Genomic DNA, 23,765 nt, shown 5'->3' on the forward strand with positions numbered 1-23,765 from the left:
CGGGGCGGTGCGGTCGTGCTGTCGTGCGCGGCGGTCACCGCACTCGCCTCGCGGACGACTTCGCGGAGGCCGCCTCGAGGCCGGGGCCCCTGACGGTCACCTTGATCGCGATCCGGGTCCCCCGGTCGCGTCGCACCACCCGGTAGGTCTTCTTCGTGGCTCCCTTGATCACCCGGCCGTTGCGGAGCCAGGTGTAGCGGACCTTCGCGGGCTTGGGCGACCAGGTGCCGGCAGTGGCCGTGAGCCTCCTGCCCACCCGGGCCTTGCCCTGGAGCACGGGCTTGGCCTTCAGCCGGAACGATCCCGTTGCGCCCTCCGAGGGCGGCGGTGGGGGCGGCTGGGTCGGGGGCGGGGTCGTGGTGGGCAGCGGCGGCGGGTCGATCGCGGCCGGCGACCACGACGGCTCCGAGCCGGGACCGATCAGGCTCATGCCGCTCGCCTCGCACGTGGGCGCGGGGGTCACCACCCAGATCCCCTCGGTGGCGCCGACGGCGAACGCGGCACCGTCGGGGGACCAGCTCGGGTCGTGGAGCTGGGCGTCGGTGGGGCTCGCGCCGGGCGCGCCCGAGCAGCGGGGCGTCGGGTCCGGGAGCGTGGCGATGGCGCCGGTGCGCGGGTCGCCGGTGACGGCGTACCAGATCATCTCGGTGTCGGGACCGTAGCTGCGGATGGCCGCCAGGCGCGCGCCGTCGCGGCTGAGCGCGGCGTCGCCGAGGTCGGTGCTCGACGAGAAGATGTCACCGTCGTCGAACCAGTGCTGGCTGCCGCCGGCCTGGTCCTGCAGCTTGACCTGGGACCCGTAGCCGCCATGGACCATGAGTCGGCTGTTGCTGACCCACGACGGCTCCCGCTCGTACGACGTCATCTCCGGGCCGGTGAGCCCGGTGGCGGCCGTCACCCCGGTCACCGTGCGGGCTCCGCAGGAGACCCCGATCGGGCAGGTGTAGCTGGCCATCGTGTAGGCGATCCTGGTGCCGTCGGGGGAGATCGCGACGTCGACCGGCGGCCCGTCGACGGGCGCGCCCACCGAGTTGAGCATGGCGGGCGGGTCGATGCGGTTGAGGACCACGCCGTTCTGCTGCAGGCGCAGGATCTCGGTGCCCTTCCCTGCGGCGAGGACGCCCGCGTCGGACATGGTCGGCGACACGTAGGGGTGGTCGGCGGTGCCGTCGCGGGTCACCTGGTGCAGGCCGGTGCCGTCGGCGCGGACGAGCCAGATGTTGGCGTCGCGCACGAAGGCGATGGTGCCGCCCGGGACCGCGGCGTGCGCGGCCGTCAGCGACGTCAGCGGCAGGGTGAGCGTCCCCGCCGCGAGGATCAGTGGGGCGGCCGCGGCCGCCAGTCGGATGCGCATGTGTCTCCTCGGGTCTGGTCGACCCATCCCACCTGCGCGGCCGCGGACGCACATCCGCCCACGGGCGCGATCACCTCGTCCGCGAGGATGAGCGTCGTTCAGCCCGGACGCGGCAGACGCGCGAGGCGACGCTGCCAGGCGGCGATCGCGGCGGGCGTCGATCCGGCACCGAGCACCGCGCGGGCACCGGCCAGCCGCCGGTCGGCCGACCGGCGGGACAGGTGGAGCCGCGCGGCGGCCGCGCCCAGCGACTCGCCCCCGGCGAGCAGGGCGAGCAGCGCGTGCTGCTCCTGGGTGAGCACGGCGCCGGGCGCGACCCGGTGGTCGAGGTGCCCCAGGCGACGCAGGTCGTCGCACAGCCGGTCGACGACGGGCCGGTCGGCGGTCGCCTCGACCAGCAGGCCCTGGCCCGCCACCGCGCTGAGCACGGCGTCGACGGCGGCGGCCTCGTCGTCGACCGTCAGCTCGAGCACGTCGCCCGCGCGCGGCTCGGTGGTGACCGACCAGCCCAGCGCCGCGAGCTCGCCGCGTGCGTCCTCGACCGCGTCCGGACCGGCCTCGACGACGACCAGCGGCTTCACGTCGAGCCGGTCAGGATCGCGACGAGGTGGCTCCGGTTGTCGGCGCCGAGCTTCCTCCGGGCGCTGGCGAGGTGGGTCTGGACGGTGCGGTGGGCCAGGGCGAGGCGGGTGGCGATCTCCCGGTCGGTCAGGCCCTCCGCGACGAGGTCGACGACCTCCTGCTCGCGGGCGCTCAGCAGGGCACCCTCGGCGGTGCGTCGGGCCCCCTGGTGGACGCCGGCGGCACGGAGGGACCTCTCGCACCGGGCGACCAACGGCGCCAGTCCGTCCTCCCGGGCGGCGGTGAGGACGGCACGCAGCTCGGCCTCGGCCGAGCCCGTGTCCCCGCCCAGCCGCGTGGCCTCCGCCGCCGCCCAGCGACACATCCAGACCGCGGACCGCCGCTGGCCGTGCAGCTCACCGGCTCGGTCGAAGTGGCCGCGGGCGGCGTCGTACTGCTGGGAGCGGAGCGCGTCGATCCCGTCGAGCTCCGGCCCCGTCCCGGCGAACAGGCCGCCCGCCAGCGACTCGGGGCGCGGCGGAGGGGGGAGCCCACCGTCGTACGCCGCCCACGCGACGACCGGCGCCGCGCCGGTGATGGCATAGGTGTCGTTGCCGCCGGCCGAGGTGAAGGGCTCCCACTCGGCGACGGCCCGCTCGGGCTGCCCGCCCAGCGCGAACGCGTGGAGGCGCACGCCGTGGTGGTTGGACAGGTGGCTGACCCGGTCCTTGAGCGCGTCGGCGGCGGCGAGCGCCTCCCGGGTGTGCCCCAGCTCGGCCTGGGCGAAGCCGATGGTGGAGATGACGTCGTAGCGGTCGCCGGGGGCGAGCGCCTCGGCGAGCATCCTGGAGCCCTCCTCGACCACGGACGCCAGGTCTCCGCGGTAGAGCGCGACCACCAGCCCCGTCACGGCCGAGTTGTGCGCCTTCTTGAGCAGCCGCAGCTCGCGGGCCCGGCGCTGGTGGCGATCGACCTGCGCCAGGGCCTCGTCGAGGTCGCCGGCCGCGGTCAGCGAGATCGTGTAGTTGAGCAGGACGCTGAGCTCGCGGTAGGCGTCGCCCTCCGCCCGGGCCTCGACCAGCGACTCCTCGAAGAGCTCGCGCCATCCCGGCTCCTCGAGGTCTGCCAGCGCGGACGCCGCCATGCCCTTGGCGCCGGCCGAGCTGGTCCCCGACCGCGCGGCGAGGTCGATCGCCTCGCGGGCCAGCGCCAGCGCGGCACGCGCGTCGTTGTCCATGATCAGCGCCGCCGCCGCCTCCCGGTTGAGCAGCTGCGCCTCCTCCCGGGACCCGGGCCGCGCCAGGGCACGACCGGCGGCGATCTCGACCGGGTAGCGGTCCCAGTCGCCGATCTGGAACGCCTGCGTCGCCCTCGCCAGGGCGAGCGCGGCGCCGTGGGGGCCGGCGACCTCGAGGCCCTCGAGGAGCTGGCCGGCACGCTCGGGCTCGGCGGCGGTGCACGCGGCCTCCGCGGCCCGGATCCGCAGCTCGGTCGCGTCGTCCCCGTCGGCCGACTCGGCGGCGGTGACGAGGTGGCGCCACCTCTCCCCGGGGGTGGCTGACTGCTCCACCGCACGCAGGGCGGCGGCGTGGGCCTCGCCCCGGTCGCCGGCGGCGAGCAGGTGGTGCGCGACATCACCGGGGTGGTCGCTCAGCCGGGCGAGCGTGCGGTGGCACCGCACCCGCCGCTCCGACGACACCAGGTCGCCGATGACCTCGCCGATGAGGGCGTGCCGGATCCGGGCGCCGCCGTCGGCATCGACGACCACGAGCCCGGAGTCGAGGAGGCCCGGCACGTCGGGCACGTCGGTGGCCGGAACCGGCCGTCCCGCCAGCGCCAGCAGCGCGACCCCCTCCAGCTGCGCCTCCGGCAGGTCACGGCACCGCGCCAGCAGCGCGAGCTCCAGGCTGGCCGTCCCCCCGTCCACGCCGAGCTCCTCGATGAACAGCGGGTTGCCGCCGCTGCGCTCCACCAGCTCGTCGACCTCGGCGTCGGTGAGGCCGCCGCGGACCGCCGCGACCAGGGCCCGGGCGGCGTCGCGTCCCAAGGGCTCGAGGTCGAGCCGGGCGGCGCCCGCCTTGTCGAGCCGCGTCACGACCTGGGCGGCCGCCGGGTCGCCGCGCCGCGCGGTGACGACGAGCCGGACCCGGCCGACCAGCTGCTCCAGCACCTCCAAGGTCGCGGGGTCGGCCCACTGGGCGTCCTCGACGACCAGCACCGAGGACCCCATGGCGGCCTCGATCGCCGTCGCGACGTAGTCGGGGTCGCCGGTCCAGGTCTCGTCGGGCAGCTCGGGGAGCGCCCGTCGCAGGGACAGGAACGGCAGCCACGCCAAGGTGCCGAGGGCCCCGCCGACGCGGTGGGGCGTGGCGGCGAGGGCACGGGCGGTGAGCGCGGTCTTCCCCACCCCGGCCTCGCCGTGGACGAGCAGCGCACCCTCGGGTCCACCGAGCAGCTCGGCGAACGACTCCAGCTCGGTTGCTCTCCCCAGGAGCTCCCTCATGGCGAGCAGGCTAGCGGCGGGCCGCGCCGGACGTGGCGCAATTGCACGATGCGCCGCTCACCCGCCCCGGCGAGGGTGGTGTCGACACACCGAGGGGGACTCCATGACCATCACCGCCATCGACCGACGCCGCGAATCACCACCCGGGTGGGGCGCTGTGCTCTCACCGCGCGAGACCGAGGTCCTGCGCCTCATCGCGCAGGGGCGGACCAACGCCGAGATCGCCGCCGACCTGTTCATCTCCGTCCCGACGGTCAAGACGCACGTGGCTCAGCTGCTGCGCAAGGTCCGAGCGCGCGACCGGGTCGCGCTCGTGGTCGCGGCCTACACGACCGGCTTCGTGACGCCGGCGGCCGCCCGGCCGCGCCTGCGGTGCACGGCGCAGCGCGGGCACACCCCCCGACGCTGACGCACGCCGGCCCCGACAGGCCACCTGCCTGCGCGGCGCGTCGCGCCCCACGCCGCACCCGGGGTCGCCGCTAGCGTCGGGGCATGATCGCCCGCCGACTCGCCTCCGTCCCGCCGACCGTGTTCAGCGAGATGTCGGCGCTCGCGGTGCGCACCGGTGCGCTCAACCTCGGCCAGGGGTTCCCCGACGTCGACGGTCCGGCCTCGGTCATCGCCGCGGCCCAGGAGGCGCTGCGGTCGGGCGCCAACCAGTACGCCCCCGGGATCGGCGTGCCCGAGCTCCGGGCCGCGATCGCGCGGCACCAGCAGCGCCACTACGGACTCGACATCGACCCCGACCGGGAGGTCGTCGTGACGACGGGGTGCACCGAGGCGATCGCCGCCACGCTGCTGGCGCTCGTCGACCCGGGCGACGAGGTCGTCGTGCTGGAGCCCTACTACGACTCCTACGTCGCCGTGCTGGAGATGTGCGGTGCGCGGCGGCGACCGGTGACCCTCCGGGCTCCGGACTTCCGGCCCGACCTCGACGAGCTGCGGGCCGCGATCACCCGCGACACCCGGCTGGTGCTGCTCAACACCCCGCACAACCCCACCGGCACGGTCCTCACCCGCGAGGAGCTGCAGGTGGTCGCCGACCTGGCCGTCGAGCACGACGTGATCGTGGTGACCGACGAGGTCTACGAGCACCTGGTCTTCGACGACGCCCGATCCGCCGAGGGGCACGTGCCGATCTCGACCCTGCCCGGCATGGGGGAGCGCACCCTGACGCTGTCGAGCGTGGGGAAGTCCTACAGCCTCACCGGCTGGAAGGTCGGCTGGGCCACCGGCCCCGCCCACCTGGTGCAGGCCGTGCTGGCCGCCAAGCAGTGGCTCACCTTCACCTCCGGCGCGCCCCTCCAGCCCGCCGTCGCCCACGCGCTCGACCACGAGCCCGACTGGCCGCGCGAGCTCGCCCGAGACCTGCAACGTCGCCGCGACCTGCTCTGCGACGGGCTCACCGCGGCCGGGCTGGCGCCGCGGGTGCCCGAGGGCACCTACTTCGCCACGACCGACGTGAGCCACCTCGGCTGGCCGGACGGGCGGGCCCTCTGCCTCGCGCTGCCCGAGCTCGCCGGCGTCGTCGCGATCCCGGCGCAGGCGTTCTACGACGACGCCGAGGCGGGACGCCAGCTGGTGCGCTGGGCGTTCTGCAAGCAGCCCGACGTGATCAGCGAGGGCGTACGCCGGCTCGCGGCCGCCGACCTGTCGCGCTGACGCCGCTCAGCGACCCGGGTAGTCCCGCGGCGGGTGCTCGGAGCCGTCCGAGCCCTCGTCGCCCGGCCGCTGGCCGTAGGGGTCGCCCTGACCGCCCTGGCCGTAGGGGTCGCTGCTCGGCGGCGGGTACTGCGGGGACTGCTGGCCGGGCTGGCCGTAGGGGCTCGGCGGCGTCGAGCCGCTGCCGTACTGGCCGCCCCCGTACTGGCCGTAGCCGGGGTACTGCTGGTCGTAGCCACCGGGCCCGCCGGGGTGGGACGGGGTCCCGGCGAACCAGTCGCCGGCCCCGCCGACGAAGAGCAGCACGATCGTGGCGGCCGCGGCGACGAGGGTGACGACAGAGCCACCGCTGGAGACGCCCAGCAGCGACAGGAGGGCCACGACCGCGCTCGAGATCACGAGCAGGATGCGGGCGACGTTGGAGCGCCGCAGCACCAGCACGGCGAGCACGACGGCGATGATCGCCCACACGAGCAGGCCCACGATGACGGCCACCAGCACACCCACGGCCGTGTCGGCGTCGATGTTGGCGTCCTGGAACTCCGGGACCCGCTCCATCTCGTTGATGACCTCGTCGCGCGCGACCAGGAGGGCGAGCCCGGTGAAGCCGAAGAGCAGGGCGCTGAGGGTGGAGAAGACGATGGTGATCCAGGCCGCCGCGGTGACGGTGCCGGGGCGCCGATCGGCCGGCGGCTGTCCGTAGGACGGCTGCTGGCCGTAGGGGCTCTGGCCGTAGGACGGCTGCTGGCCGTAGGGGTCCTGGCCGTAGGGCTGGTGCGTGGGTCCCGGGTCGCTCATGGCTCTATCTCACCACGTTCGGGCGGCGAGGGGCCGCGGAGCGCCTCGGTCAGCGCGCCCCGGGGGAGAACCAGCGCCGCACCTCGACGCGTCGCAGGCACACCACCGTCGCCACGGCGGCGGCCGCCGGGACCAGGACGAGCGGCGTCGCGAGCACGAGGGCGAGGCAGGCGCCGGCGCTGAAGGAGGCACTGACGATCAGTCCGCGACGGGCCCAGGCGCGGCGAGCCATCGCGAACCCCGCCAGCACGAGTGACGCGGAGGACCAGACGACGAGCACACCGGCCAGCGCGAGCATCGACGAGCGCACCTGGTCCATCGTCATCTGCTCGTCGAGCACCTCGGGCTGCTGCTGCTCGAGGACACTGCGCAGGAAGTCCGGCGAGAGCCCGGCGATGGCCAGCCACAGCAGTGACAGCGACAGCAGCCCGCCGGCCGTGACGACGGTGATCACGAACGCCGCCACCAGCGCACCGGGCCGCGCCGGGCTGGGCTGGTGGCGCTGACCGGGGCGGGCGGCGTGGGGCATCGGGCCGCGCTGCGTGGGGTGGGCGTACGCCGGGTGCGGCTGCGGCGCAGAGGGCTGCGGCGCGTGCGGCTGGGGCGGGTAGGGCTGGCCGTAGGGCGACTGTGCGGGCGCGCCCACGGGCTGCTGGACGGGAGCCGGGGCGGGCGCCGGCTCGCCGAAGGGACGACTGGCCGGCGGCGGCACGTCGGGTGAGGAACCGGGTGAGGAACCGGGTGAGGAAGAGGGCGGGCCGTCGCCTGCCTCGGGCGGCGCGGTGTCGCCGGCCCCGCCCCAGGGCGACGGGCTCGAGGCGTCGCGGCGGGCGTCGTCACCGCCCCGCTCCTTCGCCTTCACCGGCTCCGGCGGCGTCCACCGGCCGGTGGCGAACCACTCGCGCGCGGGCTGCATCCACAGCATCGCCGCGCCGGCGGCGACGAAGGAGCCGGCCAGCCCGCCAGCGGGGATGCCGGTCACGAAGACCGGGATCGCGAACAGGGTGAGCGACAGGCGGGCCGAGCGGTCGGGCCGCCGGACGTACCAGCCGAGGATGGCGGTCGCGCAGGCGCACGCCGCGGCGACCATGCACGAGATCCGCAGCAGCTCGGTGGTGGCGGGCACGGTCAGGCCCAGCGAGGAGAACGGCGCGTCGGCGAGGACGTCGCGGATCGCCTCCTGCGTCTCGAGGGAGCGGAGCGAGGTGACCCGCTCCCAGGCGGTGAGCAGCACCATCAGCGAGGAGAACATGACGATGCCAGACGCCAGGCTGACCTGGGGCGGGCGCTGCTTGGTCGGCTGGCTCACGCGGTCATTGTCCCAGTGCGACCCAGCCATCCCCCACTGCACCCCGTGACGGCGGTACGGGGTTTCTCAGGGTCGGGCTCAGGGACCGGCGGGGCGCTGTCCCCGATGCGCCGCACGTCGGTGCGCCGCGAAGGTGGAGCCATGATCAGCGTCGAGCACCTCACCCAGCACTACGGCCGGTTCACGGCCGTCGACAACGTCTCCTTCACGGCCGCGACGGGCCGGGTCACCGGCTTCCTCGGCCCCAACGGCGCCGGCAAGTCCACGACCATGCGGATCATGGTCGGCCTGACCCGGCCCAGCGCCGGCCGAGCCACCATCGCCGGGCACGACTACCGCGACCTGGCCAACCCGGGCCTCGAGGTCGGCGTCCTGCTGGACGCGTCCGCCCAGCACGCCGGTCGCACCGGACGCGAGATCCTGGCGGTCGCCGCCCACACGATGGGTCTGCCCCGGTCCCGCGTCACCGAGACGCTCGCCCGTGTCGGTCTGACCGACGACGAGGCCCAGCGCCGCGTCCGCAACTACTCCCTCGGCATGCGCCAGCGCCTCGGCCTCGCCACCGCCCTCATCGGCGACCCGCAGGTGCTGATCCTCGACGAGCCCGCCAACGGCCTCGACCCGGCCGGCATCCGGTGGATGCGCGACCTGCTGCGCGGCTTCGCCGACGACGGCGGCACCGTGCTGCTGTCGTCGCACCTGCTGCACGAGATCGAGGTCATCGCCGACGACCTCGTCGTCATCGGCCAGGGTCGCATCGTCGCCGAGGGGAGCAAGGCCGACCTGCTGGCCGCGGCCGGCACGCTCGTGCGCACCGCCGACGTCGACCGACTGGCCCGTGCCCTGCACGAGGCGGCGGTCGTCACCACCCCCGTCGACGGCGGCCTGCGCGCCGACGCCGACCCCGAGCTCGTGGGCGAGACCGCGCACCGTGCCGGCGTCGCGCTGCACGAGCTGCGCCCCGCCGACGGCGCCGGCCTGGAGGAGATGTTCCTCCAGCTCACCGCCCAGACCTCGCGCGACGAGACCGCCCTCGAAGGAGCAGCAGCATGACCGACACGACCCTCACTGCGCCCACTGTCGCCGGCGTCGCCGGGCGATCTGTGCGGGCCGCGACCCCGATCCCGACGACCCGGCTCGTGGCGGTCGAGCTGCGCAAGATGTTCGACACCCGCGCCGGCTTCTGGCTGGTGGCCGGGATCGGCATCGTCTCGCTGCTCGCCACGGCCGCCGTCCTGGTCTTCGCCCCCCGCGCCGAGCTGACCTACGAGACGTTCGCGTCGGCCATCGGCGCGCCGATGTCCATCCTGCTGCCGGTGGTCGCCATCCTCGCGCTCACCAGCGAGTGGAGCCAGCGCAGCGGGTTGACGACCTTCACCCTGGTCCCGCACCGCGGACGCGTCATCGCCGCCAAGGCGGTCGCCGTCCTCGGCGTCGCCGTCGCGTCGATGCTCCTGGCTGCGGCCGTCGGCGCCCTGGGCAACGTCGTGGGCACCGCGATCGCCGGGGTCGACACGACCTGGAACGTCTCGCTCGCCGAGTTCGGGCAGATCGTGCTGGCCAACGTGATCGGCATGGGCATCGGCTTCATGCTCGCCGTGCTGCTGCGCAGCTCCGCCGGTGCGATCGTCGGCTACTTCGTCTACACCGCCCTGCTCCCCACGATCAGCAGTGCGCTCGCCTCCACCCAGGACTGGTGGCGCGACAACGGCGCGTGGATCGACGTCAACTACGCCACCTCGGCGCTCTACAGCGACTCGATGACGGGTGAGCAGTGGGCCCAGCTCGGCGTGACGACCCTGGTGTGGCTCTGGATCCCGCTGGCCCTCGGGCTGCGCGCGGTCCTGCGTGCCGAGGTGAAGTAGATCCCCTCTGCTTCCCTCGTGCCCATCAGCGGCTGCCGGTCGGGGGACCGGCGGCCGCTGATGCCTGTCGCAGACCCCGGTCTCTGACAGGCTGGCCGCATGCACCCGGACGCCTGGCTGGTCGTCATCGACCCGCAGCGGATCTTCGCCGACCCCGCGAGCCCGTGGGGCTCGGCCATGTTCCCCGACATCGTGGAGCCCGTACGACGACTCGCGGCCGCCGCGGGCGAGCGCACCGTCGTCACCCGCTGGGTGCCTGCCCGCGACCCGCAGGGCAGCTGGCGCGCCTACCTCGACGCCTGGCCGTTCGCCGACGTCCCCGACGACGACCCGCTGCTCGACCTGGTCCCGGAGGCGCACGGCCTGAGCGACGTCGTCGTCTCGTTGCCGACCTTCGGCAAGTGGGGTCCCGAGCTCGCCGCCGTCACCGGCCCCGTGCCCCACCTCGTCCTCACCGGCGTGAGCACCGACTGCTGCGTGGTGTCGACCGCGCTCGCCGCGGCCGACGCCGGCGCCACGGTCACCGTCGTCACCGACGGCTGCGCCGGGTCCTCGGCCGACAACCAGCGCGCGGCCCTGCAGGTGATGGACCTCTACCCGCCCCAGATCACCCTGGCCACGACCGACGAGGTCCTCGGGTCGTGAGCCGGGTCATCCACACCGGTCAGGCGCTCGTCGACGTGGTCGTGGAGGTGCCCGACCTCCCCGCACGTGGCCAGAACGTCATGGCCGTCTCGACCGCCGACTACGCCGGGGGCGCGGTGACGGTGCTCGCGGCGGCGGCGCGCTTCGGCGCGGAGTGCGTCCACGCCGGCGCCCACGGCACCGGCCCGCACGGCGACCTGGTCCGGGCGGCGCTGGCCGCCGAGGGGATCACCGCCTCCGCTCCCCCGGTGGCCGGGCTCGACACCGGCATCTGCGTGGTGATGCTCGAGCCGAGCGCCGAGCGGACGTTCGTGACCACCCTGGGCGCCGAGCGCCGGATCAGCGTGGAGTCGCTGGGCACCTCCGAGCCGCGTCCCGGCGACCTGGTGTGCGTCACCGGCTTCTCGCTCGCCCTCGACAGCACGCGCGACCCGCTGCTGGCCTGGTTGCCCACCCTGGACCCCGACGTGGTCGTGGTGCTCGACCCGGGGGCGGCGTTCGCGGGGCTCTCGGAGCAGGTGCGCGCCGCGATGCTCGCGGTGACCGACGTCTGGACGAGCAACGCCGAGGAGGCCGAGCACCTGCTCCACGCCGTGGGGGCGGAGGCGCCGGGCGACCTCACCGGCCGCACCGCCGCCATCGCTCCCCTGCTGCGGGGCGCCGCCGTCGCCATCGTCCGCGACGGACCGGCGGGCTGCGCCGTGCACGTCGACGGCGCGACGACCTACGTCCCGGGCTTCCCGCAGGAGCCGGTCGACACCAACGGCGCGGGTGACACCCACACCGGCGCGCTCCTGGCCGAGGTGGTGGCCGGCACGCCGTGGGTCGAGGGCTGCCGCCGGGCCAACGCGGCCGCGGCGATCAAGGTCACCCGGCGCGGCCCCGAGTCGGCACCGACCGCCGCCGAGGTCGACGCGTTCCTGGCCCGCGGCGGGCAGGGAGCCGGCCCGGCGACGGGTCGGGCGACGGGCCGGGCAACGGGCTAGGTGCGGCGGCCGCCCGACTCGCGCAGCCGCCGGCCCTTCTCGACGTCCTTGCGCGCCTTCTCGGCGGCCTTGTCCGACTTGCGGGTGTCGCGCGGGGGCAGCTGCAGCACCTCCTCCGCGGCGATGCCCGCTTGGAGCTGTCGTCCGCGCTCGAGCTCGGCGTCGAGCTCGGCACCGAAGAGCAGCGCCAGGTTGGTGATCCACAGCCACAGCAGGAACGCGATGACGCCGGCGAGCGAGCCGTAGGTCTTGTCATAGCTGGAGAAGTTGGCGACGTAGAACCCGAACGCCGCCGACGCCAGCACCCACACCACGATCGCGACGACCGCGCCGATGCTGATCCAGCGGAGCTTCGGCTGCTTCACGTTGGGAGTGGCGTAGTAGAGCAGCGCCACGATGAGCACGACGACCGCCAGGAGCACCGGCCACTTCGCGATGCTCCACACCGTGACCGCTGCCGACTCCAACCCGATCGCGCGGCCGACCGCCTCCGCGGCCGGGCCGGTCAGCACCAGCCCGACCGCGACGACGGCGGCGAGCACGACGGTCACCAGCGTGACGAGGAGGACGGTCGGGCGCAGCTTCCAGATCGGGCGGCCCTCGTCGATCTCGTAGATCCGGTTCATGCCGCGTCCGAACGCGCCGACGTAGCCCGAGGCCGACCACAGCGCGGTGGCGAGGCCGATCACCAGCGCCAGACCGGCGCCCTGGTTGCCGGCGAGCTCGGTCAGCGTCGGCTCGAGGGTGTCGGCGGCCGAGGAGGCACCGATGTCGCTCAGGATCTGCAGGAGCGTGTCGACCGTCTTCTGCTGCTGGCCGACGAGGCCGACCAGCGAGAGCATCGCGATCGCGGCCGGGAACAGGGCGAGGATGGAGTAGTAGGTCAGTGCCGCCGCGACGTCGGTGCACTGGTCGTCGAGGAACTCGCGGACCGTCTTGCGCAGCACGTAGCCCCACGTGGGCTTGGCCAGGTCGTCGGGCGAGTCGGGCTTGCCGGGTGCGTCGGGCTCGGGGGCGGTCTCCCGCTCCTCGCTGGTGTGCTCCCCTGGGGCGGAGTCGGATCGCTGCGTCATGACCTCACAGTGCCCGAGGCGCGCCCGCCCATACGGTCGTCCGCCACGCGACGCGAGCGGGCGCCGTGGACACCCGCTCGCGTCGCGCTCGATCGGTCAGCGCTGGGTCAGCGGATCAGGCACGGACGCTTGGGGTCGAACGTCCAGTCCGCGACGAGGTACTGCATGGCGACGGCGTCGTCGCGGGCGCCGAGGCCGTGCTCGAGGTAGAGCTCGTGGGCCTCGGCGAGCCGGTCGCGGTCGAGGGTGACCCCCAGGCCGGGCGCGTCAGGCACGGCGATCGCCCCGTCGCGGATCTGCAGCGGGTCGGTCGTCAGGCCCTGGCCGTCCTGCCAGATCCAGTGCGTGTCGAGGGCGGTGATCTCGCCGGGCGCCGCGGCCCCCACCTGGGTGAACATCGCCAGCGACACGTCGAAGTGGTTGTTGGAGTGCGAGCCCCACGTCAGGCCGAAGTCGTGGCACAGCTGCGCGACGCGCACCGAGCCGGCCATCGTCCAGAAGTGCGGGTCGGCGAGCGGGATGTCGACGGCGTTGGTGCGCACCGCATCGGCCATCTGGCGCCAGTCGGTGGCGACCATGTTGGTGGCCGTGCGCAGGCCGGTGCGGCGCTTGAACTGCGCCATCACCTCGCGCCCGGAGTAGCCGCCCTCGGCGCCGCACGGGTCCTCCGCGTAGGCCAGGACGTCGCCCTTGCCGGCGAGCAGCCGGACGGCGTCCTCGAGGAGCCAGCCGCCGTTGGGGTCGAGGGTGATCCGCGCGTCGGGGAAGCGCTCGTGCAGGGCCGTCACCGCCGCGACCTCCTCCTCGCCGGGCAGCACGCCGCCCTTGAGCTTGAAGTCGGTGAAGCCGTAGCGGGCCTGCGCGGCCTCGGCGAGCCGTACGACGGCCTCCGGGGTCATCGCCTCCTCGCGGCGGAGCCGCTCCCAGTCGTCGACGCCCGACGAGTGCTCGCGCAGGTAGGGCAGGTCCGTGCGGTCGGGGTCGCCGACGTAGAACAGGTAGCCCAGCATCGGCACGGAGTCGCGCTGCTGGCCCTCGCCGAGGAGCTCCGCGACCGGGACGCCGAGCGCCTGGCCGGAGAGGTCGAGCAGCGCCGACTCGAGCGCGGTGACCGCGTGGATGGTGGTGCGGAGGTCGAAGGTCTGCTGGCCGCGGCCGCCGGCGTCGCGGTCGGCGTACGCCGCCGCGACGCGGCGCAGCAGCGTGCGGAACCGCGCGACGGGCTGGCCGACGAGGAGGTCGGCGGCGTCGGCGATCGTCTGCCGGATCGCCTCCCCACCGGGCACCTCGCCGAGGCCCTCGCGGCCCTCGGAGTCGGTGACGACCGCGATGTTGCGGGTGAAGAACGGGCCGTGCGCGCCGCTGAGGTTGAGCAGCATGGAGTCGTGCCCGGCGACCGGGACGACCTCGACCCTGGCGATCGTGCTCACTCGAGGTCACCGTCGATCCGGCGGCGCAGGCCCCACGGGTTGTCGTCGCGCACCGCGGCGGGCAGCAGCGCGGCCGGCACGTCCTGGTAGGCGACCGGGCGCTGGAAGCGCTCGATGGCCAGGCTGCCCACGCTGGTGGTGCGCGAGTCGGACGTCGCGGGGTAGGGGCCGCCGTGGACCATCGCGTGACCGACCTCGACGCCGGTGGGCCAGCCGTTGAAGAGCACGCGTCCGGCCTTCAGCTCGAGCACGGGCAGCAGCGCGCGGGCGTCGTCGACGTCGGCGTCGGTGGCGTGCACCGTCGCGGTGAGCTGGCCCTCGAGGCCCTCGAGCCGGGGCAGCAGGCTCGTCACGTCGTCGTAGCGCACGACGACGCCGGCGGCGCCGAAGACCTCGTCGGTCACCGTGCTGTCGTCGATCGCGAGCAGCTCGACGGGAGCCTCGTAGACCCCCGGCGCGGGGGCGTGCTCGCCCGCCGCGGAGCCCTCGCCCACGACCCGGACGCCCTCGGTGCCTCGCAGGCTGGCGGTGCCGCTGGCGTACGCCTCGGCGATGCCCGGGGTGAGCATCGGCTGGCCGGTGGCCGCGCCCACCGCCTCACCGGCCGCGCGGAGGAAGGCGTCGCCCCGCTCGCCGGACGGCAGGAAGAGCAGGCCGGGGTTGGTGCAGAACTGGCCGGAGCCGAGCGTCAGGCTGCCGACGTAGGCCTCGGCGAGGGCGGCGACGTCGCCCTCGAGGGCGCCGGGCAGCACCACGACCGGGTTGATCGACGACATCTCGGCGTAGACGGGGATCGGCACCTCGCGCTCCGCGGCGGCGCGGACCAGGGCCAGGCCGCCGCCTCGCGAGCCGGTGAAGCCCACCGCGGCGATGCGCGGGTCGGTGACGAGCTCCTGGCCGGTCTCGATGCCGCCGAGCACGAAGGAGAACGTGCCGGCGGGCAGGCCGGCCCGCTCGACCGCGCGGGTGATCGCGCGGGCGACGAGCGTCCCGGTGACCGGGTGGGCCGGGTGGCCCTTGACCACGACCGGGCACCCCGCCGCCAGGGCGGACGCGGTGTCGCCGCCGGCGGTCGAGAAGGCGAGCGGGAAGTTGCTCGCGCCGAACACCGCGACCGGGCCGAGCGGCACCATCCGCTGGCGGATGTCGGCGCGCGGCAGCGGCGTACGCTCCGGCAGCGCCGGGTCGATGCGCACGCCGAGGTGGTCACCCTGACGCACGACCCCCGCGAAGAGGCGCAGCTGGCCGGTCGTGCGGCCCACCTCGCCGGTGATGCGGCCCTCGGGCAGACCGCTCTCGCGCACCGCCTCCACGATGATCGCGTCCTTGTCGGACTCGATCTCGCTCGCCACCGCCTCGAGGAACGCCCCGCGCTCCTCCGGGGTGGTGGCGCGGTAGGCCGTGAACGCGTGCGCGGCGGCCGTGGTCGCGGCCGCGACGTCCGGGTGCTCGGAGTCGGCGCCGGCGATGATCGAGGTGGCGGTGATCGTGGGGCTGTCGGTCATGGTGTCCTTCGGATCGGGATGAGTGGTCGTGGCCGGTCGGGCCCGGGCAGACCCGCGGTCAGGCCTGGGAGCCTGCCACCTTGTCCACGAGGGTCTGCAGCTCGCCCCGCTCGGCGTCGGTGAGGTCGGCGAGCGGCGGACGGACCGGACCGGCCGGGCGACCGACGGCGGCGAGGCCGGCCTTGACGATCGACACCGCGTAGCCGGACTCGCGGTCGCGGATCTTGGTGTAGGGGATGACGAAGTCGTTGAGCATGGCGTAGACCGTCGTCTGGTCCTGGCGGCGCACGGCGTCGTAGAAGTCGAGCGCGAAGCCCGGCACGAAGTTGAAGATCGCCGAGCTGTAGGTCGTCACGCCGAGCTGGAGCAGGGGCAGGGCGAACATCTCGGCCGTGGGCAGGCCGCCGATGTAGATCAGCCGGTCGCCGAGCTGGGCGTAGGTGCGGGTCATCTGCTCGATCGCGCCGACGCCGTCCTTGAAGCCGACGAGGTTGTCGTTGCGGGCGCAGGCCTGCTCGAGGGCGTCGGTGCCGAGCACGGCGTTGGCGCGGGAGTAGTAGACGACGCCGAGGTCGGTGGCGGCGCACACGGCGCTGATGTGCTCGACCAGGCCGCGCTGGCCGGCCTCGGTGAGGTAGGGCGGCATCAGCAGGATGCCGTCGGCGCCGGCCTCCTGGGCCGCCTTGACCTGGGCGACCGCGTTGACGGTCGAGCCGGTGGCGGGGCCCAGGACGGGCACCTTGCCGCCGGCACCGGCGATCGCGGCCCGCACGACGCGGTCGGACTCCTCGGCGTTGAGGGAGAAGCCCTCACCCGTGCCGCCGGCGGCGAACAGGCCGGCCACCGGATAGCCGCTGAGCCACTCGAGGTGCTCGCGGTAGGCCGGCTCGTCGAACGCGAGGTCGGTGTCGAAGTGGGTGACCGGGAAGGACAGCAGTCCGCTGCCCAGGGTCTCGGCGAGCTCGGTGGGGCTGTACTTCGTCACGCTGCGTCCTTCGGTTCGGGCCGTGGCTCCGTGGTCACGGATGTGGCGGTGCTCACCAACCTAGGAAGCCCGACGATGCCTGTCCAAGCCCGTTTCTGAATCTAGTGATGCTCGTGCGGCATGGTGCGGCCGGTTACCGTGACCCCGTGACCCCGGACGTCCTCCTCGTCGGCGCCGGCGACCTCGGCGCCACGGTCGGCCTCCGGCTGGCCGCGCTCGGGCACGGGGTGCTCGCCCTGCGGCGCGACGCCTCGCGGGTGCCCGCCCCTCTCGTCGGCCGCTCGGTCGACCTCACCCGTGCGGCGCCCGACCTGTCCGGCGTACGCCCGAGCCTGGTCGTCGTCGCCCTCACCGCCCGTCCGCGCACCGAGGAGGCCTACCGCGCGACGTACGTCGAGGGGATGGCGCGCGCGCTCGACGCGCTGGCCGAGGCCCCCGACCGGGCCGTGCTGGTCTCCTCGACCGCGGTGCACGCCAGCCGCGACCTGCCGGAGGTCGAGGACGAGACCGCTCCCCCGGCCCCGGCCGACGGCCCGGGGCGGATGCTCGTGGCCGCCGAGGAGGCCTTCCACGAGCGGATCCCGCACGGGACGGTGCTGCGCCTGTCCGGGCTCTACGGCGGCGCCAGCACGCGGCTGCTCGACCAGGTCCGCGAAGGGCGGATCGACGACCCGCACCGCTGGACCAACCGCATCCACCGCCAGGACGCCGCGGCCGCCGTGGTGCACCTGCTGACGATGCCCGCTCCGCCCGAGCGCCTCTACCTCGGCACCGACGACGAGCCCGCCCAGCTCGGCGACGTGGCGGCGTTCCTCGCCGAGCGCCTCGGCGCACCCGCCCCGCCTCCGGCCGACCCGGCCCGGGGCCACGGCAAGCGACTGTCCGACGCGCGGCTGCGCGCCACCGGCTGGGCGCCGGCGTACCCCTCCTACCGCGAGGGCTACGCCCGCCTGCTGCCGGGCTGACGGCTTCGGGGGCGCGGGGTGGCGTGCTGGCGCGGGCCGACCGCCGCCGCCCGCGTCTGACATAACGGCGTACCTGGTGGGCGAGTCCGACAACGCGACGACGGCGGCAGCGACACCACCCCCGCCGGTCACATGGTGACCGGCTTCCCGCCCGTCACGGCGATGACCTCGCCGGTGATGTAGCTCGACTCCGGCGAGGCGAGGTAGACGAACGCCGTGGCGACCTCGGCGGGCTGCCCGGCGCGCCCGAGGGGCGTGTCCTGACCGAAGACCTCGACCTTCTCCGGCGGCATGGTCGCCGGGATGAGGGGCGTCCAGATGGGCCCGGGGGCGACGGAGTTGACGCGGATCCCCTTCTCGGCCAGCGTCTGGGCCAGGCCGCGGGTGAAGTTGACGATCGCCGCCTTCGTGCTGGCGTAGTCGAGCAGCTCCGGCGACGGGGACGACGACTGCACCGACGAGGTGTTGATGATCGACGCGCCGGACCTCATGTGCGGCAGCGCCATCCGGCACAGCCAGAACATCGCGTAGACGTTGGTCTTCATCACCCGGTCGAGCTGCTCGGTCGTGATGTCGGCGAGGCCGCCGGGCTGCGCCATCTGGTAGGCGGCGTTGTTGACGAGGATGTCGATGCGACCGAGCTCGGAGACGGCCGTGTCGACGAGCGCCTGGCACGCCTCCTCGCGCACGAGGTCGGTCGGCACGAGCACCGCCCGGCGTCCGGCCTCCTCGACGAGTCGTCCGGTCTCGCGCGCGTCCTCGTCCTCGCCCTCGAGGTAGGCGATCACCACGTCGGCGCCCTCGCGCGCGAACGCGAGCGCGACCGCGCGGCCGATGCCGGAGTCGCCGCCGGTGATCACGGCGACCTGGTCGAGCAGGCGGTCGTGGCCGACGTACGTCTCCTCGCCGTGGTCGGGCTTCTCGCCCATCTCGCCGGTGACGGAGTCCTCGTCGCCGGGCTTCGGCAGCTGCTCGCCCTCGGTGTCGGGCTGCTCGTGCAGCTCGGTGGGGTCCTGGCGGGTCTGGTCGGCCTGTCGGTCGTCGCCCATGGTCGTCCGTCCTCTCGGGTTGCCTGCATTGCCTGGTCGGCATCGCGGTACCCGGCATACGACGGTCGATGCGGGGCACCGGAAGGCCATGTCACCCAAGGACGCGGCGGTCGCGGCGACCGACCGTTGGACCGATCCCGACGGCATCCGCGCCCCTGCCGGGCTCGTCCACGCCTGGCTGCGGGGGACCAACCAGACGCTCTGCGGCGTCCCGTTGAGCAAGGCGCGGCTGCACCGCTTCCCGCACGTGCAGTGGGTCGATGCCCAGCCGGCCACGGGACGCGACGCCGACGAGGTCCGCGAGGTCTGCCGACGGTGCGCCGCGGGGATGGGCGCCAAGCGCGACAGCCGGCCGTGGAGGCGGGACAACCCGCGGCCCTGACGCCGATCGCCACGCTCGACCCATTCCGCAGCGGGTCCACCTGTCCGCCCGACTGAGCAGGCAGCGCCCGACGTGGTGGGCGAGTCTGACACCTGGAGGCCTTTGCAACGGCCTCCAGGTGTCGGAGTCCCCGCTCGAGCGGGGACTCCGACAGGCCGAGCCAGCGCGGACCCGCCGGCGGGAGTCACGTCGCCGAAACACGAGGCCACCAGACTGGCGCCGTGGAGATCACCCGCGCCGACTTCGACGACCCCCGGCTGGCGGCGTTCCTCCGGGCGCACCTCGACGACCTCGCCCCCACCGCGCCGCCGGAGAGCCGCCACGCCCTCGACCTGGCCGCCCTGCGGGGCGACGGCGTACGCCTGTGGGTGGGCACGGACGACGGGGCGATCGTCGGCACGGCCGCGTTGGCGGCGCTCGGGGACGGCCATGAGGAGCTCAAGAGCATGCGCACCGAGCCGCGGGTGCGCGGCACGGGCGTGGCGAGCCGGCTGCTGGCCCACGCCCTGGCCGACGCCCGGGCACGGGGCGTCGGGCGCGTGTCGCTCGAGACGGGCAGCATGGAGTTCTTCGCGCCCGCGCGCCGGTTCTACGCCCGGGCCGGGTTCGTGCCGTGCCCGCCCTTCGCGTCCTACGCCGACGACCCGCTGAGCTGCTTCATGACGCTGGTGCTGGCTCCGGGCTGACGTCGCCGGCCCAGGCCGGGAGCACCACCGTCGCCGTGGTGCCGCGCCCCCGCTCGGAGTCGATGTCGACCGTGCCGCCGTGGCGGGCCGCGATCCGGGCCACGATCGCGAGCCCGAGGCCGGTGCCCGGTCGCGCCAGCGCCGCGGGGTTGGTGGAGCGGAAGAACTCGCGGAACAGCTGCGTGCGGTCGGCCTCGGAGATGCCGATGCCCGTGTCGGTGACCGCGACGACGACCGAGTCGTCCTGCCGCGCGACGCGCACGGTGACCCGGCCGCCGGGATCGGTGTACTTGATCGCGTTGGTGGCCAGGTTGGTGAGGAGGCGGTGGAGCTCCTCGGCATCACCGGGCACCAGCAGCGGCTCGTCGGGCAGGTCGGCGTCGCACGTGACGCCTCCGGCGGACGCGGCGGCGTGGCACTCCTCGTAGACGTCGTGCACCACGCGGCGCAGGTCGACCGGGATCGGGTCGAACTCGCGGTGCGGGTCGGAGACCTGGGCCATCGTCAGCATGTCGTCGATGACGGCCCGCATCCGCCGCGCGCCGCGCGTCGCGGCCGCCACCGACCGGCGCCCGTCCTCGTCGAGCCGGTCGGTGTCGAGGAGCTCGAGGTTGGCGCTCATCGAGAAGAGCGGGTTGCGCAGCTCGTGGCCGAGGGTGTTGACCACCTCGACGCGATAGCTGTCGAGGCGCCGCAGCCGGTCGACGACGGCACGCTCGAGCTCGAGCTGGCGCGCCTTGCCGACGGCCAGGCCCAGGTCGCGGCCGATGTCGCGCGCCGCCTCGACCTCGACGTCGCTCCACGGACGGGAGGCCGAGACGCGGGTCAGCACGAGGAAGCCGACGCACTCGGGCCCCACTCCCATCGGCACGAAGAGCACCGACCCGATGCCGATGCCGTCGAGGAACCCGAGCAGCCGCCCGGCGTCCTCAGGGGACAGGCCGGGGTGGTCGAGGTGGTCGCGGGAGAAGGGCGTCACCACCTGGTCGGCCCAGTAGGTGCGCGCGAGCCCCACCACCACGTCGTCGATGTCGTCGAACGGCGGCACGTCGTAGGTCTCGTCCACGGCGTACGACGTCGTGGTGGAGCCCGTGCCGTCGGCGTCGAACGCCGTCAGCCACATGCCCACGGCGTCGAAGCAGGACACGACCGCGGCCCGGCACGCCTCGAGGACGAGCTCGAGGGTCGGCTCCCCGAGCGCCTGGCGCACGATCTGGCGCGCCTGCGCCGCCATCCGCACCTGCTGGCTGAGCTCCTCGCGCTCGAGCGCGAGCAGGACGAGGGTGCGCGCGAGCCCGGCGTACCTCGTCAGCACCTCCATCTTCGCCGGCGAGGGCAGCCGGCCGTCGTCGGGGATGTCGACCGACAGCACTCCGCGCAGGCGGCCCTGGTCGTCGTGGACGGGGGCGGCGAGCAGGTCGAGCGGGTGCCAGGCGTCCTCCCCCTCCAGCGGCGTGACGTCGGGGATGTGGCTGTAGGCCAGGGACTCCGCGCTCGCCCGGTCGTGCGGCACGAAACGCCACACCCCCCACTCGTCGGCGTCCTCGAGCTCGCGCTCGATCGACTCGACCGGCACCCGGGTGCCGACGAAGCCGTCCTCGACCCCGGCGGCAGCGACGACCTCGAAGTGGTCGTCGCGGCGCAGTGTGAGGGAGGACTGGGCGAACCCGGCGAGCGTGGCGACGCCCTCGACCAGCACCTGGAGGTGCTGGCGCGTCTGCTCGTCGTCCCAGGCGGGCTCGGCGGCACGCCGACCCGGACGCGGCTCGACCGACATCACACCCCCCGTCGTCGCTGTCCTCGGCGCCTGCAGCACTCCGACTCTAGGCGGCGCGGGGCCGCGGGTGCAGGGTTTCCTTGACGCCATCTGCTCACCCGTGGGCGGCCATGACCTCCAGCACGCGACGGACGACCGGCGTCACCCGCTCCCGCGACCAGATCGCGTGCAGCTCGACGGGCCGGTCCGCGTCGGCGTCACCCCCCGCGTCGCCGGGCGGGGCCAGCTCCTTGAACACCACCCCGTCGACGTGCAGGGACGCGGCCGACGCCGGCGCGAGGGTGACCCCCCGCTCGGCGGAGACGAGGAGCATCGCGGTCAGCACCTGGTGCACGCGCTGGTCGACCCGCGGGTGGGCGTTGGCGAAGAAGCGCACCGACAGCTCGTGGAAGTAGCGCGACTGGTCGGGGTTGTAGCCGATGACGGTCTCACCCTCGAAGTCGTCGGAGGTGAGGGGCCGCGACGCCTCGGCCAGCGGGTGGGCCACCGGCACGACGGCCATGAACGGCTCGCGCAGCACCACCCGCGAGCGCAGCAGCCCGGTGTCGAACGGCGGGCGTGCCAGGCCGACGTCGAGCTCGCCGCGCCGGATGCCGTCGACCTGCGCGTTGGTGACCCGCTCGGACAGCACCACCTCCACGTCGGGCAGCTCGGCGGTCAGCCGCCGCAGCAGCGGCCCCAGGATCGAGATGGCCGACACGGCGGTGAAGCCCAGGCGTACGACGCCGGCGGCGCCCGCGTCGACCCGGCGGGCGAGGTCGCCGGCTCCCTCGACGAGGTTGAGCAGCCGGTGCGCCTCGTCGAGGAACGCGGCCCCGGCGCCGGTCAGCTCGACGCGCCGGTTGTCACGCTCGAGCAGGCGCGCGCCGACCGACTTCTCCAGCTTCTGGATCTGCCGCGACAGCGGCGGCTGGGTCATCTGGAGGCGCTCGGCGGCCCGGCCGAAGTGCAGCTCCTCGGCCACGGCGACGAAGGAGCGGACCTGGTCGAGGGTGATCACCGGGTGAGGGTACGATGCGCCGGGCGTATCAGTCCATGCCCAATTGGGCTTGGACCGGCATCATTGCGCAAACCTAGTGTCGGTGGTCACACCACGAACAAGGAGCACCTCCATGCGCAAGCAGACCCTCAGCCTGGCAGCCCTCGCCGCCGGCACCGCTCTCGCCCTGACCGCCTGCGGTGGGGTCCAGACGACGGCCGGTGGCGGCAGCGACAGCGGCGACTACCCCACCGGGGCGGTCAACATGCCGGTCGGCGCGTCGGCGGGCGGGTCCTCCGACCTGATCAGCCGCCAGATCTCGCGCGGGCTGTCCGAGGAGCTCGGCGGCTCGTTCCCCGTCATCAACCGCGAGGGCGCCAACGGCGCGCTGGCGGCCGCGGAGGTCGCCAAGGCCGACCCGGACGGCTCGACCATCTCGGTCCAGAACGCCTCGCTGTTCACGATCACCCCGCTGGCCGTCCCGGAGGACCAGGCCACCAACATCGACGACTTCGACATCGTCCAGGGCGTCTCGCGCGACGACTACGTCCTCGTCGCGAGCAAGGGGTCGGGCTTCGACTCGATCGACTCCTTCGCCGACGCGAAGGGCAAGGTCACCTACGGCACCACCGGTGTCGGCACCGGCGCCCAGCTCGCCTGCGCGCTCACCTTCAACGTCAACGACACCCCCGCGGAGGCGATCCCCTTCGACGGCGGCGCCCCGGCCCTCACCGCGCTGCTCGGCGACCAGGTCGACACCGCGTGCCTCCAGATCGGCGAGGCCATCGAGAACATCCGCTCCGGCAAGCTCACCCCGATCGTGGTCTTCGGCCCCGAGCGCGTCGAGTTCCTGCCCGACGTCCCCACCGCCCAGGAGTCGGGCCTCGAGGTGGAGGTCACGCAGTACCGCTTCATGACCGTCCCCAAGGGCACGCCGCAGGACGTCAAGGACGCCATCGCCGAGGCCATGCAGGCGACGTTCGAGACCGAGGAGTACCAGGACTTCAACGCGCAGAACAACCTCACCCCGATGGAGCTCCCCGGCGACGAGGTCGTCGCGCAGCTCGAGGAGGACAAGCAGCGCTACGCCGACCTCGTCGAGGAGTACGGCATCAACCTCGGCGACGCCAACTGATCCCGGCCGGTCCCGGGCCGGCCACGGGCCGCGGCCCGCGCCGCCCGGGACCGGCCCGCACCACCCCGACGCCCCACCGAGGGGACCCCCGCCCCTCACCGCACGGAGACGAGACC

General features: G+C 74.4%; 22 protein-coding genes. 10 read left to right on the forward strand and 12 right to left on the reverse strand.

From position 1 onward, the window contains the following. Positions 1 to 34 precede the first annotated feature (34 nt). From JX575_RS17540 to JX575_RS17550, 3 genes are all read right to left on the reverse strand, one after another. Complete coding sequence (locus tag JX575_RS17540) at positions 35 to 1,354, reverse strand: hypothetical protein (protein WP_186339339.1); 1,320 nt, start codon at positions 1,352 to 1,354, stop codon at positions 35 to 37. Between the two features lie 98 nt (positions 1,355 to 1,452). Next, positions 1,453 to 1,935, reverse strand: a complete 483-nt coding sequence (locus tag JX575_RS17545; RefSeq protein WP_186339340.1) for a hypothetical protein — start codon at positions 1,933 to 1,935, stop codon at positions 1,453 to 1,455. Beyond that, entirely contained in the window at positions 1,932 to 4,418 is a 2,487-nt protein-coding gene (locus JX575_RS17550) for a LuxR family transcriptional regulator (RefSeq protein ID WP_186339341.1), read from the reverse strand. The genes JX575_RS17545 and JX575_RS17550 overlap by 4 nt, the downstream gene beginning before the upstream one ends. A 103-nt stretch (positions 4,419 to 4,521) precedes the next feature. On the opposite strand from JX575_RS17550, the gene JX575_RS19860 reads away from it, so the two are divergent. Continuing rightward, positions 4,522 to 4,827, forward strand: coding sequence for a LuxR C-terminal-related transcriptional regulator (locus JX575_RS19860; protein ID WP_260988497.1), 306 nt, complete (start codon positions 4,522 to 4,524; stop codon positions 4,825 to 4,827). A gap of 83 nt (positions 4,828 to 4,910) precedes the next feature. Further along, a complete protein-coding gene (locus JX575_RS17560; RefSeq protein ID WP_186339343.1) occupies positions 4,911 to 6,080 on the forward strand; it encodes a pyridoxal phosphate-dependent aminotransferase in 1,170 nt (389 codons plus the stop codon). Positions 6,081 to 6,086: 6 nt separating this feature from the next. On the opposite strand, the gene JX575_RS17565 is transcribed toward JX575_RS17560, so the two are convergent. Together JX575_RS17565 and JX575_RS17570 are read right to left on the reverse strand one after the other, a co-directional pair. Beyond that, complete coding sequence (locus tag JX575_RS17565; protein WP_186339344.1) at positions 6,087 to 6,878, reverse strand: hypothetical protein; 792 nt, start codon at positions 6,876 to 6,878, stop codon at positions 6,087 to 6,089. A 49-nt stretch (positions 6,879 to 6,927) separates the two neighbouring features. Beyond that, positions 6,928 to 8,187, reverse strand: coding sequence for a hypothetical protein (locus tag JX575_RS17570; RefSeq protein WP_186339345.1), 1,260 nt, complete (start codon positions 8,185 to 8,187; stop codon positions 6,928 to 6,930). A gap of 141 nt (positions 8,188 to 8,328) precedes the next feature. Here JX575_RS17570 and JX575_RS17575 point away from each other — a divergent pair, with 141 nt between their 5' ends. From JX575_RS17575 to JX575_RS17590, 4 genes are all read left to right on the forward strand, one after another. Beyond that, positions 8,329 to 9,240: an ATP-binding cassette domain-containing protein gene (locus JX575_RS17575; protein ID WP_186339346.1), complete on the forward strand. Its 912-nt coding sequence runs from the start codon at positions 8,329 to 8,331 to the stop codon at positions 9,238 to 9,240. Then, the gene (locus tag JX575_RS17580; protein ID WP_186339347.1) at positions 9,237 to 10,052 is read left to right on the forward strand and encodes an ABC transporter permease subunit; all 816 of its coding nucleotides are present in this window, start codon (positions 9,237 to 9,239) and stop codon (positions 10,050 to 10,052) included. The genes JX575_RS17575 and JX575_RS17580 overlap by 4 nt, the downstream gene beginning before the upstream one ends. A gap of 99 nt (positions 10,053 to 10,151) precedes the next feature. Further along, positions 10,152 to 10,697: an isochorismatase family protein gene (locus JX575_RS17585; protein ID WP_186339348.1), complete on the forward strand. Its 546-nt coding sequence runs from the start codon at positions 10,152 to 10,154 to the stop codon at positions 10,695 to 10,697. Next, positions 10,694 to 11,683 (forward strand): PfkB family carbohydrate kinase, encoded by a 990-nt coding sequence (locus JX575_RS17590; RefSeq protein ID WP_186339349.1) that lies wholly within the window; start codon positions 10,694 to 10,696, stop codon positions 11,681 to 11,683. The genes JX575_RS17585 and JX575_RS17590 overlap by 4 nt, the downstream gene beginning before the upstream one ends. On the opposite strand, the gene JX575_RS17595 is transcribed toward JX575_RS17590, so the two are convergent. The 4 genes from JX575_RS17595 to kdgD form a co-directional block, all read right to left on the reverse strand. Beyond that, on the reverse strand, positions 11,680 to 12,756 hold the full coding sequence (locus tag JX575_RS17595) for a YihY/virulence factor BrkB family protein (protein WP_186339350.1): 1,077 nt from the start codon (positions 12,754 to 12,756) through the stop codon (positions 11,680 to 11,682). The two genes, JX575_RS17590 and JX575_RS17595, sit on opposite strands and share 4 nt — an antisense overlap. A 107-nt stretch (positions 12,757 to 12,863) precedes the next feature. Next, positions 12,864 to 14,186 (reverse strand): enolase C-terminal domain-like protein, encoded by a 1,323-nt coding sequence (locus JX575_RS17600; RefSeq protein WP_241005232.1) that lies wholly within the window; start codon positions 14,184 to 14,186, stop codon positions 12,864 to 12,866. Next, on the reverse strand, positions 14,183 to 15,691 hold the full coding sequence (locus JX575_RS17605) for an aldehyde dehydrogenase (NADP(+)) (protein WP_186339351.1): 1,509 nt from the start codon (positions 15,689 to 15,691) through the stop codon (positions 14,183 to 14,185). Before JX575_RS17605 ends, JX575_RS17600 begins: the two co-directional genes overlap by 4 nt. 58 nt (positions 15,692 to 15,749) lie before the next feature. Then, a complete protein-coding gene (kdgD, locus tag JX575_RS17610; RefSeq protein ID WP_186339352.1) occupies positions 15,750 to 16,676 on the reverse strand; it encodes a 5-dehydro-4-deoxyglucarate dehydratase in 927 nt (308 codons plus the stop codon). A 146-nt stretch (positions 16,677 to 16,822) separates the two neighbouring features. On the opposite strand from kdgD, the gene JX575_RS17615 reads away from it, so the two are divergent. Further along, positions 16,823 to 17,641, forward strand: coding sequence for a hypothetical protein (locus JX575_RS17615; protein ID WP_206054440.1), 819 nt, complete (start codon positions 16,823 to 16,825; stop codon positions 17,639 to 17,641). Between the two features lie 128 nt (positions 17,642 to 17,769). Here the strand turns inward: JX575_RS17615 and JX575_RS17620 are convergent, their stop codons facing one another. After that, the gene (locus tag JX575_RS17620) at positions 17,770 to 18,690 is read right to left on the reverse strand and encodes a glucose 1-dehydrogenase (protein ID WP_186339354.1); all 921 of its coding nucleotides are present in this window, start codon (positions 18,688 to 18,690) and stop codon (positions 17,770 to 17,772) included. Between the two features lie 88 nt (positions 18,691 to 18,778). Between JX575_RS17620 and JX575_RS17625 the strand changes: the two genes are divergently transcribed. Both JX575_RS17625 and JX575_RS17630 read left to right on the forward strand, forming a co-directional pair. Beyond that, positions 18,779 to 19,072 (forward strand): hypothetical protein, encoded by a 294-nt coding sequence (locus tag JX575_RS17625; protein WP_186339355.1) that lies wholly within the window; start codon positions 18,779 to 18,781, stop codon positions 19,070 to 19,072. Positions 19,073 to 19,164: 92 nt separating this feature from the next. Beyond that, on the forward strand, positions 19,165 to 19,758 hold the full coding sequence (locus tag JX575_RS17630; protein ID WP_186340319.1) for a GNAT family N-acetyltransferase: 594 nt from the start codon (positions 19,165 to 19,167) through the stop codon (positions 19,756 to 19,758). Here JX575_RS17630 and JX575_RS17635 read toward each other — a convergent pair. Together JX575_RS17635 and JX575_RS17640 are read right to left on the reverse strand one after the other, a co-directional pair. Next, positions 19,730 to 21,535, reverse strand: coding sequence for a GAF domain-containing sensor histidine kinase (locus JX575_RS17635; RefSeq protein WP_186339356.1), 1,806 nt, complete (start codon positions 21,533 to 21,535; stop codon positions 19,730 to 19,732). The two genes, JX575_RS17630 and JX575_RS17635, sit on opposite strands and share 29 nt — an antisense overlap. A gap of 94 nt (positions 21,536 to 21,629) precedes the next feature. Beyond that, a complete protein-coding gene (locus JX575_RS17640; RefSeq protein WP_186339357.1) occupies positions 21,630 to 22,535 on the reverse strand; it encodes a LysR family transcriptional regulator in 906 nt (301 codons plus the stop codon). A 112-nt stretch (positions 22,536 to 22,647) separates the two neighbouring features. On the opposite strand from JX575_RS17640, the gene JX575_RS17645 reads away from it, so the two are divergent. Continuing rightward, positions 22,648 to 23,649, forward strand: coding sequence for a tripartite tricarboxylate transporter substrate binding protein (locus JX575_RS17645; protein ID WP_186339358.1), 1,002 nt, complete (start codon positions 22,648 to 22,650; stop codon positions 23,647 to 23,649). Positions 23,650 to 23,765 lie beyond the last annotated feature (116 nt).

The sequence above is a fragment of the Nocardioides sp. zg-1228 genome, from assembly GCF_017086465.1.
In the GTDB taxonomy this organism is placed as follows: Bacteria; Actinomycetota; Actinomycetes; order Propionibacteriales; family Nocardioidaceae; genus Nocardioides.

Bases quoted from the DNA above. Each gene is read 5' to 3' on its own strand.
- JX575_RS17645 (WP_186339358.1), top strand. From the start codon at position 22,648: ATGCGCAAGCAGACCCTCAGCCTGGCAGCCCTCGCCGCCGGCACCGCT.
- JX575_RS17580 (WP_186339347.1), top strand. From the start codon at position 9,237: ATGACCGACACGACCCTCACTGCGCCCACTGTCGCCGGCGTCGCCGGG.
- JX575_RS17540 (WP_186339339.1), bottom strand. From the start codon at position 1,354: ATGCGCATCCGACTGGCGGCCGCGGCCGCCCCACTGATCCTCGCGGCG.
- JX575_RS17585 (WP_186339348.1), top strand. From the start codon at position 10,152: ATGCACCCGGACGCCTGGCTGGTCGTCATCGACCCGCAGCGGATCTTC.
- JX575_RS17635 (WP_186339356.1), bottom strand. From the start codon at position 21,535: ATGTCGGTCGAGCCGCGTCCGGGTCGGCGTGCCGCCGAGCCCGCCTGG.
- JX575_RS17625 (WP_186339355.1), top strand. From the start codon at position 18,779: ATGTCACCCAAGGACGCGGCGGTCGCGGCGACCGACCGTTGGACCGAT.
- JX575_RS19860 (WP_260988497.1), top strand. From the start codon at position 4,522: ATGACCATCACCGCCATCGACCGACGCCGCGAATCACCACCCGGGTGG.
- JX575_RS17605 (WP_186339351.1), bottom strand. From the start codon at position 15,691: ATGACCGACAGCCCCACGATCACCGCCACCTCGATCATCGCCGGCGCC.
- JX575_RS17575 (WP_186339346.1), top strand. From the start codon at position 8,329: ATGATCAGCGTCGAGCACCTCACCCAGCACTACGGCCGGTTCACGGCC.
- JX575_RS17550 (WP_186339341.1), bottom strand. From the start codon at position 4,418: ATGAGGGAGCTCCTGGGGAGAGCAACCGAGCTGGAGTCGTTCGCCGAG.
- JX575_RS17565 (WP_186339344.1), bottom strand. From the start codon at position 6,878: ATGAGCGACCCGGGACCCACGCACCAGCCCTACGGCCAGGACCCCTAC.
- JX575_RS17620 (WP_186339354.1), bottom strand. From the start codon at position 18,690: ATGGGCGACGACCGACAGGCCGACCAGACCCGCCAGGACCCCACCGAG.
- JX575_RS17560 (WP_186339343.1), top strand. From the start codon at position 4,911: ATGATCGCCCGCCGACTCGCCTCCGTCCCGCCGACCGTGTTCAGCGAG.
- JX575_RS17595 (WP_186339350.1), bottom strand. From the start codon at position 12,756: ATGACGCAGCGATCCGACTCCGCCCCAGGGGAGCACACCAGCGAGGAG.